3 protein-coding genes are annotated in these 13657 nt (G+C 62.4%); all 3 read left to right on the top strand.

Annotated elements, in window-relative coordinates; all coding sequences use genetic code 11:
- The first annotated feature begins 55 nt into the window (after positions 1–55).
- Positions 56–12214 carry a putative Ig domain-containing protein gene (locus tag SGJ19_16755; GenBank protein ID MDZ4781903.1) on the top strand — a complete coding sequence of 4053 codons (12159 nt, stop codon included), beginning with the start codon at positions 56–58 and terminating at the stop codon, positions 12212–12214.
- 9 nt (positions 12215–12223) lie between these two features.
- Positions 12224–12349 carry a hypothetical protein gene (locus tag SGJ19_16750; GenBank protein ID MDZ4781902.1) on the top strand — a complete coding sequence of 42 codons (126 nt, stop codon included), beginning with the start codon at positions 12224–12226 and terminating at the stop codon, positions 12347–12349.
- Between the two features lie 163 nt (positions 12350–12512).
- Positions 12513–13657: hypothetical protein (locus SGJ19_16745; protein ID MDZ4781901.1), on the top strand; the 1145-nt coding region annotated here is incomplete at its 3' end.

Here is a 13657-nt window from a genome sequence, read left to right as displayed (position 1 = left end):
CGTGACTATCGACCCTGGGCAATACTCGCTCCCGACGCCGAACAGCAATGTCACGTTGACGGGACCGAACAGCAATGCGATCGTCGGCATTCAGAATGGCGTCGACAGCGGGTTGATCACGACCGATCGCGCGGGGAACTACTCGCTCAGCGTCACGCCGCCAACGATTGGCTACGCCGGCACGTATCGTTTCCGGTTGCTGGATTTGGCGACCAACTCGACGCCGATCGCCGTCGGTCAAACCGTCGCCGGCAGCCTGCCGAACGGACAGGATACGCAGGTCTATCGTTTCGCCGGCGCGTCCGGTCAGCAGGTGTTCATCGATGGGCAGAATCCCGGCTTCGCGCCGAATTCGTTCTATCGCGTGGTTTCTCCGACGGGCGTGGTGCTGGCGCAAACCAATTTGGAGAACAACTCCGAGTATCTGACGCTGGCCGAAACCGGCGACTTTTACGTGTTGGTTTCGACCGCGGCAGGCACGCCGGTGAACTTTCAGTTCCGCGTCCTCGATGTTGCCGACGCAACGCCCATCGCGTTGAACACGGTGATCGAGGACACGATGCCGGTCGGCGCGCGGCGGACTGACTTGTACTCGTTCACAGGGGTTGCCGGTCAGCAATTGGCGTTCGACGGTCAATCAATCGGCCGCGGCACGGACGTCATCGTCTACACGCCCGCTGGCGCACAGTTAACGACTTTTGTCGCCGCTGATGATCGCTTCCCCGTCACGCTTCCCGTCTCCGGCACGTATACCATCACCGTCGACGGTCGCAGCCCCGGCGAGGACTACAGCTTCCAAGTGCTGGACGTGGCGGACGCTACGCAGGTGGCATTCGAGACCACGGTGGCGGCGGCCACGACGCATGCCAAGGAATTGGCGGTGTTTGCGATTGACGGCGTCGCGGGGCAGGAGTTGCAATTTGACGCGCTCAGCGCCGTGGGAATCGATCTGCAAGTTTACGGGCCGTCCGGCGCGATTCAGTTTTTTGGCCGCACCAACACCGATAGCGACGTCTGGGCGTTGCCGGCCACGGGGACGTATCAGATCATTGTCCTCAATTCGATCACGACGCCGACGGCGTTTCCGTTCCGGTTGCTCGATTTGGCCAACGCCGACGACTACGCGCTCGATTCCACGGTGACGGGAAATCTCGACGCGTTCCGGTCGCAGGCGTATCGCTTCGATTTGAGCGTCGGACTGCCATTGTTCTACGACGGACTCGACGGCGACTTCGACAACGTGCGGACGCGCGTGATCGGGCGCAACGGCCCATTGATCGGCCCGTTCCTCAATGCCGACTCCGACAGCGCCATTGCCCGATCAACGTCGGACGGCACGGGCTACATGTTCGTGAGCAACGACCAAGACGCGCCGGCGGATTTTGCGCTGCGGTTGCAGGATTTGTCGAATGCGCCTGTGCTCGCATTGGATGCGAACGTCGCAGTGAACTTGCCGACCGGGCGCGAGGCGGTCGTGTATCGTGTTGACGCCAACGTCGGCGATCGGCTGATCTACGACGGTCGCGTCGGCAGCGGCAGCACGCCGGTGCGGTTGGTGGGTCCGAGCGGCGCGGCGATTTTTCAGGCCAACTCGAACGCGGACAGCCCTGCGACGACGATTGTCGAAGCAGGCGAGCACTACTTGTTCGTGTTCGGCGGCGTCAACGGTGCGACGAACGTCGAGTTCCGCATGCACGACGTAGCGAATGCGCCCGCGCTGCCACTCAGTGTCGATACGCAAGTCACACTGAACCCCGGCGCGGCGCTCGCGGCGTATCGCTTGAACGCGACGGCCGGTCAGCGGATCACGCTCGACAATCTTGCCGTGTCGGCTAATGGCGCCGGCGGGTGGCTATTGATCGCGCCGAACAACTCCACGGTGACTTTGCGGAACTTCGAAGTCGACTTCGCCGCCGATTTGACGCAGACGGGCGAATACCTGTTGTTGTTCCAAGGAAATGGGTCGCAACCGACGGCACAAGCGACGTTCCGTGCGACTGTGACTACGCCCGCGCCGGTGGCGTCGAGCGGGTTCGGCACGACGCAGACGTTGACGATCGCCGCCGGGCAGACGGCGACCTATCCGTTCTCCGCTTCGGCGGGGAAGGTGATCTTCCTGGATAGTTTGAATCCGACCAATCAAGGCCTGCGCGTCGACTTGCGCGATCCTTCCGGCGTGAATTTGATCAACGCGAGCGACTTCACCGATCAAGGGCCGTTCAGTTTGCCGTCGGCGGGCACGTACAGCGTTGTGCTGTCTGGCGTGAACGCTTCTCAGTCGGGCAACTACACGTTCCGGGTGTTGGATCTGAGCGCGGCACCGGCGCTGACATTCGGCGCGCTGACCGAAGGGACGTTGCCGCCGCTGGCGGCCGCGGTCTACCAGTTCCCGGCGGCCGTGGGCGACAGCTACTACTACAACGGCGTCGATACGGACTTCGACAACATGCTGGCGTCGGTCGTGTTGCCGAGCGGCGTCCGGGCCACCCAACTGAACGCCGATTCGGACGCGCGGATCACGCCGATCAACGAAACGGGAACTGCCTACGTCATCATTCAGAACAATTTGAACGCCACGCCGGACTTTCGCTTCCGGTTGACGAACCTCGGCGCCGCGCCGACGATTGCGATCGATGATCTGGTCAACGGCTCGTTTCCTGTGGGCACGGAGGCATTGCAATTCCAGTTCGACGCCGCCGCTGGGCAAACGCTGGTGTACGACGGCTTGGATAACGACAACGACAATGTGTCGGCGCAATTGCTCGGTCCCGGCGACGCGCAGCAGTTCTTCATCAACTCGGATCAACAATTCGGCCCGTTCGTGTTGTCGCAGTCGGGCACGTACACACTGCTGTTGCAGGCGAACACGACGGCCGGGGCGAATTTCAGCTTCCGGATGTTGGATGCCGGCACCCCGCCGGAAATTCAGATCGGCGATGTCGTCGCCGGCAACGTCGGCGCTTCGGGGCGCGAGGTGCTGTTATACTCTTTCGACGCCACGGCCGGGCAGCAACTGTTTTATGATGCGCTCGACGGCGATTTCGACAGCGTGTTCGCGTCGATCTTCGATCCATTCAACAACCAGATTCGAACCTCGAACGCGGATTCCGATTCCGGCGTGCTGCCTTTGACGGTCGACGGCACGTACACCATCGTCATCTATGGAAACTCCGCCAACGCCGATTTCAGTTTCCGATTGCAAGACCTGGCCGACGTGACGCCGCTGACACTGGGCGATCTGGTGACAGGGCAAACCGTCGTGGGGCGCGACACGGTGAGCTTCACGTTCGACGCCGTCGAGGGGCAGAAGTACTATTTCAACGGACTGGATAACGACAACGACCCCACGCAGGTCTTCATCCAAAACGAGAAGTTCCAGAACGTCTTGCAGCGGAACAGCTCAGGCGAAGACGGGATCTTCACGGCCAATTCCACGGGACGCTACTACGTCTTCCTGGTCGGCCGCACCGATGCGCCGGAGGATTACCGTTTCAGATTCCTCAACGTCAGCGCCGCGCCGACGATTGACTACAGTGACGAAGTTGCGGGGACGCTCCCGCTCGGCACGGACCATGTCGCCTATCGTTTCGACGGAACGGTCGCACAACGGATTTACTTGGACGGCCTCGACAGCGATTCTGACCAGATCAACGCGCGGATTCTCAGTCCCTCCGGCGTGACCTATCTCTTCACCAATTCAGACAACAACTCCGGCGTGTTCTCGCTGGGCGAGACCGGCACGCACTACCTGATTGTCGAAGGCACTGCGGCGCCCGGCACGGACTATCGCTTCCGACTGCTGGACGTCGACGCGGCGCCGGTGCTCACCTACGGCGTCGACATCGCGGCGACGCTCGACACGGGACGCGAAGTGCAATTGTTCCGCGTGCCGGGCATCCCCGGCAACTCCGTGCTGTTTGACAGCTTATCGACGACGTTTGCCCAGATTGGGTGGTCCTTGACCGACCCGGCGAACCGCAACGTGGCTCAGGGCGCTCAGATCGTGGATTTTACGTCGACTTTGCTCTACGGCGGCGATTACGTGCTGATTGTCTCGGGGCTCGACTTCGCGCCGGTGAATTACTCCTTCCGCGCGACGCAGACGACGCTGCCGACCGCGCCGTTGACCGGTTTTGGCGTCGATCAAATCGCGGAGTTGGCAATCGGTGAGACGGCGACGTTCAATTTCTCCGCGCCGATCGGACGCCTGGCGTATCTCGACGTGCTGCAAAGCACCTTTGCCGTGCCCACGCACACGATCACGCTGGACGCGGGTCAGACGTATTTGCTGCGCGACGCGCTCGGCAATAACGATCTCACCGGCACGAGGATCACCTCGGACAAGCCGGTCGCGGCATACGGTTCGCATCTCTGCTCGTTCGTGCCGGACTTCACCGGCTTCTGCGATCACCTGGTCGAACAGTTGCCGCCGACCGATAGTTGGGGCCGGGAATTCGTCACGGTCCCGCTGGCCACGCGGCTCAACGGCGATACGTTTCGCTTTCTGGCGAATGACGACGACACGCAGGTCCGCGTCAATGGAACACTCGTGGCCACGCTCTTGAGCGGACAATACCACGAGATGAACTTGAAAGTCGCCAGCGAGATTTCGGCGAATCACCCGATCCTGGTCGCGCAATACTCGAACGGCACGACGTTCGACAACGTGACCAGCGATCCGTTCATGGTCTACATTCCGCCCTTCGAGCAATACCTCAGCAACTACACGGTGACCACGCCGGAGACAGGCTTTGCGATCAATTACGTCAACATCGCGGCGAACACCGCCGATGTCGGCCTGATCGAAATGGATGGCGCGCCGATCGCGGCGAATCTGTTCTCGGCGATCGGCACGAGCGGTTTTTCGGGCGCGAAAGTGCCCGTGGAACTGGGCGCGCATACGTTCGCGGGGCCGTCGCCGTTTGGACTCACGGTGTACGGCTATTCCGGGTTTGATTCCTACGGCTACACTGGCGGTCAGTCGCTCTCGCGCGTGGCCGCGGCGGCTTCGCTGGATCTCGTCGTCGGGCAGCCGAACGTGCCGATCGGCGTCGAGGCGGTCGTCCGCGCCACGGTGCTCGACGACGGCGGGGCGCCGCTGCCCGGCGTACGCGTCGATTTTGCCGTCGCGGGGGCGAATCCGCAGACGGCGTTCGCCTTTACGGATGAGAACGGCGTGGCGACGCTGCGCTACATCGGGGCGATCGGCGGACTCGATACGATCGACGCCGCGGTGAGCAATCTGGTCGATAGCGCGACGATCAACTGGACCGCGCCGACCGGTCCGCCACGGATTTCCATCCTCACTCCGGACGATGACGCAGACATTGCCGCCGGAACCACGGTGGCCGTGACGGGTTTCGCGGACGCGGACCTGCCCTTCGCTACCGTGGTGCTGGTCACAGTCAACGGCCAGCCTGTGGAGGCGATCGACGCGGCCGGGAATTTCTTCGTCCGCGTGGCGGTCCTGCCGGGCGAGAACTTCTACGAATTCGAAGTGACCGATTCGCTCGATCAAACGTCGCGGACCACGCTGAAGTTGAACGGCGCGCAACGCACGAGCGGTGATCCGGATTTCGATCTCTTGAGCAACGTCTCGGCCAGTTTCTCGCCGCAGTACGCGCGGACGTCGTTGCAGGATGACGAAGACACGCTGTTCGCCGACATCGCGATTCGCAACGACGGGCAGTATCCGGCCGATGCGCCGCTGTTCGTGGCGATTCGGAACCTGAGCGACCCCACGGTGCGCGTGCTGGACGCCGACGGGTTCACGCCCGACGGCGCGCCGTATTACGACTTCACGGGACTGGTCACGGGGGGCACGCTCGCGCCGCGTAGCGAAACCGGTTTCCTTTCCGCTCAGTTCTTCACGCCAGAGCGGTCGCAATTCACTTACGACTTGGAATTCTTTGGCAAGCTGAACACCGCGCCGGCGTTCAGCACGACGCCCGTCGTCGAGGCGTTGGCCGGACGGAGTTATCGGTACGAATCGCGGGCCATGGATGACGACGGCGATACCGTGACGTTCTCGTTGCCGGTCGCGCCGGACGGGATGTTGATCGACAGCGCGACGGGCGTCATCGATTGGCTGCCCGAAAATGACGATCTCGGTTTACATGAAGTGACCGTCCTGGCCGACGACGGGCGCGGCGGCACGACCGAGCAACGGTTCTTGATCAACGTCATCACGCCGCCGCCGAATCGCCCGTCGGTATTTGCGACGTTGCCGATCGTGTCCGCCACCGCGGACACCGCCTATCGCTACGATGCCGACGCCACGGATGCGGACGGCGACGCACTGTTGTTCGCGCTGTTGAACGGGCCGACGGGCATGGTGATCGACGATGCGACGGGCGTCATCACTTGGACGCCGACGGCGGCGCAAGTCGGCGATCACGAGATCGTCGTCGAAGTGGTGGATGGCGCCGGCGGCCGCGCGGAGCAGCGATTCATCGTTTGCGTGGAACTGGCATCGACGACGCCGGGACCGACGAACTACGCCCCGGTGATCACGACGTTGCCTGGCGCGCAAGCCGTGGTTGGCGCGGCGTTCGCTTATCTCATCGCGGCGCAAGACGCTGATGGTGATGTTGTGACGTTCACGCTCGACAATGCGCCGGCCGGCGCGGTATTGACGCCGATCGCAGCGCTGCCGAATCGCGCGCTGCTGACCTGGACTCCGGCGACCGCGGGCTCGGCGTCGTTCACCATCCTGGCCGATGACGGGCAAGGCGGGCAGACGTCGCAGCAGTTCGATGTGAACGCCGTGGCCACGGCTGCGAATCACAATCCGGTGATTGATTCCACGCCGCGAACGTCGATTCCGCTCGGGCGCACGTGGTTCTACTTCCCGGCCGCGAGCGATGAAGATCATGATTTGTTGACCTTCTCCTTGGACGCCTCGCCCACGGGCATGACGGTCGATCCTGTGACCGGACTGCTGACCTGGACGCCCAGTGACGATCAAGTTGGCGCGGCGCCAGTGACGTTGCGCGTGGCCGATGGCCGCGGCGGCAGTGTGACGCAAAGCTTCTCCATTGAAGTTACCGCGAATGAAGCGAACGGCGCTCCGACGATCGTCTCCGTTCCGACCACTGCGGCCATCGTGGCCGAGACGGAGTTCCGGTACCGCGCGCGGGCGACCGACCCGGATTTCGATCCGATCGCCTGGCGGTTGGTCGAAGCGCCTGACGGCGCGTCGATCGACGCCGTTACGGGCGAAGTGCGTTGGACGCCAGGATTGAATCAGCTGGGATTGGCGACGATCGTCATCGAGGCCAGCGACACCTTCCTCGCGGCCGCGACGCAAACCGTGAGTTTGAACGTGACCTGCGTCAATCAGCCGCCGGCGATTCTCTCACGTCCCGTGACCACGGCGATCGCCGACGGGCGGTATATCTATGGCCTGCGGGCCATCGATCCGGAGAACGCGCCGTTGGCGTTCTCGCTGACGACCGCGCCGGCCGGAATGTCGATCGATCCCGCGACGGGCGTGATTCGTTGGACGCCGGCCGTCGGGCAACTGGGCGACGCCAACGTGGTAGTCCGAGCCACGGATCCGAGCGGTGCGAGCGCCGAGCAATCGTTCACCATCAATGTCTCGCAGGTCGTGCCGGACTTGGCGCCGATCTTCCGCACCCGCGCGGCGTTCCGCGCCACGGTCGATGAGTTGTACCAATACGCCGCGCAGGCGATTGATCCCGAAGGGAGCGCCGTCACGTACGCGCTGATCACCGCGCCGACCGGCATGACGATCAACGCCAATACGGGTCTCGTGCAATGGACGCCCGCCGCGGCGCAGGCGGGGTCGCAGATCGTGATCGTCGCCGCCGACGACGCGGGCGGGCATCGCTCGCAGCAACGCTATGCACTGTTGGCGCGCGTGAATCAAGCGCCGGAGATTGTTTCTAGCCCGACGACCACGCTCTCCGCCGGCGCGGTGTTCCACTACGACGTGCAAGTCGACGATCCGGAAAACGATCCCGTCGGCTTTGCTTTGCTGGACGCACCGGCCGGGATGACGATCGACGAGTTGGGGCGCATCACCTGGTCGACGCAATTGGCCGACCTTGGCCCGCACAATGTCACCGTGCAGGCGATCGACGCGCATGGGCTGGATGACGAGCAAACCTTCACGTTGACCGTCGTGCCCGACACGATTGGTCCCGTGGTGAGCGTGCAGCTCAGTACGCCGTCGGTCGCGATTGGCAATGCGGTGGTGATCACCGTGCAGGCGATGGACGACGTCGGCGTGGAATCGCTGACGCTGACCGTGAACGGCCAGGCGGTCACGCTTACGGAACAAGGCACCGCGATCTACACGCCGGACGCGCCGGGACAACTCAACGTCGTGGCCACGGCCGCCGACGCCGCGGGGAACATCGGGCAGGGCAGCGCCCTCTTGCGGGCGTTCGATCCGAACGACACCAACGGCCCTATCGTGGAGATCACCAGCCCCGCCAATGGTTCCGTCGTCACAACGTTGACCGACATCATCGGCACGGCGAGCGATCCGAATCTGGAGTTCTATCGCGTCGAATACGCGCGGGCCGACCTGGTGAACGTGAACGATCCGACCGGCGCGGATGCGGACTGGAATTTGATTGTCGAATCAACCACGTCGGTGGTGAACGACACGCTGGGCGCGTTCGATCCGACGTTGCTGCTGAATGACTCGTACGTGATCCGCGTCATCGCGCAGGACTTGAGCGGTAATGTCGCGGCGCGGGTCGTGGAGCTGAGCATTGAAGGCGCGCTGAAATTCGGCGAGGTGCGGTTCGACATCACGGAGCTTCAGTTGCCGACCTTGGGCGTGCCCATCGAAGTGCGCCGCACATACGACTCGCGCGCTGCCGGCGAGTCCGGTGATTTTGGTCACGGCTGGTCGCTCTCTTATGGGGAGTCGTCGATTCGGGAGAGTGTGCCCGTCAGCCCGTTCGAATCGCAGGGCCTGTTCGGCAATCCGTTTCACATCGGCGCTCGCGTTTACCTGACGAATCCGGAAGGGGAACGCATCGGTTTCACCTTCGACCCGTTCGCCGAGTTCAGCCTTTTCGGCGGCGGCTATTGGCTACCAAGATTCCGTCCGGATCCTGGCGTCATGGAAACGCTGGAAGTGGACGAGACGCCTTTGCAACGTCGCGCGGATGGCACCTTCGGCTACCATTTGCTGGGCTTTCCCTACAATCCATCGTTGTATCAACTGCATACGAAGGACGGCTATACGTTCACGTATGACCAATTCCAAGGGTTGCAGCGAATTGTCGATCGCCGCGGTCAAGGTCTCACGTTCAGCGACAGCGGCATCGCGCGCGAGGGGGTCGCCGTGGTTCAATTCGTGCGGGACTCCTTCGGCCGGATTACGCGGATCATCGATCCGGCGGGCAAGCCGATCGACTATCAATACGATCGTAACGGCGACTTGGCGAGCGTCACCGACCGCCTTGGAGCCACGACCACTTATGAGTACCTCGACAGTCCTGCGCACTTCTTTGATCGTTCGGTAGACCCGCTCGGAAACGTGACGCGACAAGTGCAATACCAAGGCGGCCGCGCCGTGGGCGTGGTGGACGCTGAGGGAAATGCAATCTCGTACGAGTATGAGATTGACGCATCGGTGGAGCACGTACGCGATCGGCGCGGCGGCGTCACGACTTATGAGTACGACGACCGAGGCAACATCGTCCGCGCGACCGACCCCGAAGGAAATGTACGATCCTACGAATTCAACGAGCGCGGACTTCCGGTCAAGGAAACAGACGCTCGGGGCAATTCCATCGACCGCACTTATGACGATCGCGGGAATGAGATTCGGGCGGAAAACGCGCTCGGCGGCGTGACGATGACCACGTACAACGAACTCAACCAGCCGTTGACGCTGACCGACGAATTGGGCCGCGTCAGCAGCTTCAAGTACGACGCTTTTGGCACGCCGACCGAACAGATCGACGCCGCCGGAGCGCGCTACGTCTACACGAACGACGAGTTCGGTCGGGCGCGCAGAATCGTCGATCCGCTCGGCCGGGTTCGTACCGTCGAGTACGACGGCGCAAATTCCCTTCCCTCGCGCGTGTTTCTGGACGGACAGTTGGTCTCCGTGTACGGCTTCGATGCATACGGAAATCGCGTGCTCATTCGCGACGCCAGTGGCGCAGCCACGACGGCGGACTACAGTCCGTCCGGTCCAGTGCTGTCGTCGACGGACGCGATGGGCGCGACGACACGTTCCGCGTACGACGCGAATGGCAACTTGACGGCGGTGACGGACGCCTTGGGGAATTCCACGACTTACCGGTACGACGCATTGGGACGACTACTGGAGGAGCAAGACCCGCTGGGCAACTCCACGCGGTACGAATACGACGAGCAAGGCAACGTCGTCCAATACACTGATCGCGTCGGCAACGTGTCCCGTTTTCGATACGATGGCAACAACTTGATGATCGAGGAAGCGTGGTACGAGGCGAGTGCGCCCTTGCGCGTGATCACCTACGAGTACGACGCCGCGGAGAATCTGATTCGCGTCTCGGATCCCGATTCCGTTCAGTCATTCACGTACGATGCACTTGGGCGGATCACGACGGCCACGGACGAACGGCCGACGCTGCCAACCGTCACGCTGACCTATGAATATGACGCAGCTGGCAATGTGACGTCGGTGAGCGACCAGGACGGGGTCGCCGTGGACTCGGAATACAGCGAGGTGGACGCCCTGCGGCGGCGGCAATGGCGCGGCATCGTAGGCGCCGAAGTAGGCGTCGAACTCGCGCAGGACCTTGTCGGCAGACGCACGCTGCTGAACCGCTCCAGCGATTTGGGGGGCGCGAATCGCGTTGCGCGTTCGACTTACGATTACGACGACCTCGACAATCTGCTGCTGCTCTCTCACAAGTCGGCCGCCGACCAAGTGCTCGCTGAATTTGACTACGATTACGACATTGCTTCTGACCTGGTCGCGGCGTCGCACCATGGGCAGACGACCGACTTCGACTACAGCGCGAACGGCTCGCTGCTGAGCGCCATTAGCACTGCGCTGCCGCCGGAGGATTTCGACTACGACGCGTTGGGGAATCGCACCTCGTCCAGCGCACATGGCGACGACTACCAAGTTTCCGCCGGCAACCGCTTGGATAGCGACGGCGACTACATTTACGAATACGACGCCAACGGCAGCCTGACCCTCAAGCTCGCGATCGTGACGGGCGAATCCGCGGCATTTGCCTACGATCACCGCGCTCGCCTGGTGCGCGTCGAGCTGCGGGACGCCCAAGGCGACGTGCTGAGTGTCCATGAGTACCGCTACGACGCCTTTGATAGACGGATCGCCACGATCGTCGATGGCGAAATCACCAATGTCGTCTACGACGGCGCGACGGCCTGGGCCGACTACGGCGCAACTGGAGAGGTGGTGCGTCGCTACCTGGCCGGCGAAAACATTGATGAGACGCTGGCTCAGACGGATGTCGTTGACGGCTTGACCTGGTTCTTGGCCGATCGACTCAACACCGTACACGACATTCTGGACGCCAGTGGGAATCTGGCGAATCACATCGAGTACGCCGCATTCGGTGAAGTCCTGTCGCAGTCGAACGCCGACGTCGACACTCGGTTCCTCTTCACCGGCCGTGAATTGGATCCGACGGGAATGTATTTCTACCGTGCGCGGTACTACGATCCCGCGGTCGGCCGTTTCATCAGCGAAGATCCACTTGGCTTCAGCGGCGGAGACGCGAATCTCTACCGCTACGCCTTCAATAATCCCATGAGCTTTGTCGATCCCTCGGGATTGGTGACCATGGGATCGGACGCGCGCGCCGCGTCCGCGGTGAAAACGTCCGGCGCCCGAAAATTCATGGAGGACTTCATTGCCTGTGACGCCGGAGTGTACGCCACGCAGATCGTCTTAAACTTCGGGACGATGATCGTGATGTCGCTTGGAGGCGCATCGGTGGAAGCCGGCCTTCAGGCCTACATGAATCTTCAGACCGCGACCTTCTCGCAGGCCGAGCAATTGGTAGCGGAGAAGGTGCAGAAGAATCTCAACTGTGCCAAGAAAAATCCCAAAATCCTCGAGGAATTCCTTAAGGCAGCTACCAAGAAGGGTCCGCCAAAGTTCCCGCCCTACAGGCCCCCCACGCCGCCGAATCCTTCTCCGAGCCAATTTGCCGATCGCTTCTTCCCTGGCGCACAAAACGGCCGGTTCTATCAAAGATAGCAGTGGAATGTGTGCACAGGTCGCGGCCGCGACGTCACCGTGGCCTACGCCTGGAACGACTACTACGCCGATTGCTGCCTGGAATTCGTGCGTCGGGACTGCGTGACCTGCTGCGACGGTGGTCTGCCGCTCTGAGCGGGATGGTCGTAGTCCCTGGCAGCAGTGCGGACGGCGAAACGAGGTTCGCGGAGCTATGCTCCCGGAAGGGCGACCGCGCGCTCGCCAAGGTGGGCGGGAGCGAAAAAAAGTCGCGGTGATGGCGAGCGGGTCAGATTATGATCGGATCATGAACGTGCACATGGCAACTCCGATTTTCCGCACCGCCTGTTGGCGTCCGGCGTCATGGCTCGTGGCGTTCGCCTGGATTGGCTGCCTACACGCGGCACAGTTCGGTCAAGCCGTCGCAGCCAATGAAGTCTCCGCTACGCAATGGCTCGCAACAGCCGAAGCGGAGTTGCGAGTCGCCACGGCGGATGAAGTCCTCGTAGCTAAAGAACGGGCCCAAACGGCGTTGGATCATGTAACGCGTCACTTGGATTCGTTGCCCGAGGGCGCGATTTTGCGCAGTGAACTGCGAATCGACGCGTTGATTGGTGAGTTGAGTGCATCAACGCCTGTTGCGGACGACGGCGCGCTGCGCGCCTTGCGCGTCAAACGTCCCGGCGGGTTGGAACCTTTGCTGAGTGCATTGCGCGAAGCGGTCGAGGCCTGGCGTTCGTTAGCGACGTTCGACGAAGCGGCGCGCGCCGAGGCGGTCGAGCGATTGCGGCGACTTGCACAGTTCGATTCCAATGCTGCGCAAGAATCGAATGAAGAAGCCACGGCACGAGCGGATTTCGCTGCATTAGCACGGTTGCATCGCATCGACGGCCCGTTGGCGGAACTGGGCGCACGACTCGCGCACCCGAATCATCAGGTCTTTGTCAACGCGGCGTATTTGCAGGCCATCGGGGCTCGATCATTCGACGCGCCGATCGACGTACGCGAACAGCGGGACGGTACACGGATCACGGCTCGCGGCAGCCTGCCGGTTCAAACGCGGCTGGAACTGCCGGAGGACAATCGCCGCGCGTCTCTCAAGCTGTACGTGGAATCGCAAGGCTTGATGAAACTCACGGCCTGTCGGGGCAAGCTGTTCGTGTCGGCGCGCAGCAATGTTTGTCTGAACGGAAATCAACTCTTCTTCTTGAATGCGGATGGCGTGACGCCGCGGGATCCGGATATCTCGCTCGGCAGCCGGACGAGGTTGACGGGCGTCGATGTTTCGACGCGCGTCGGGGGGCGCGTGGCGGAACGCGTGGTCGCCAAGGTCGCGACGCGCAAGCTGCCGGACGCCGACCGCCGCGCCGCGAAGGCGGCGAAGCCGGAGTTAGAGAAACGCGTCGCCGAGGAATGCGGCAAGATCGCGGACCGCATCAACGGGCTGTTTCAGCAACTTTATGT

Source organism: Planctomycetia bacterium (assembly GCA_034440135.1).
GTDB lineage: Bacteria > Planctomycetota > Planctomycetia > Pirellulales > JALHLM01 > JALHLM01.
This window is presented reverse-complemented; position numbering and strand designations above follow the sequence as displayed.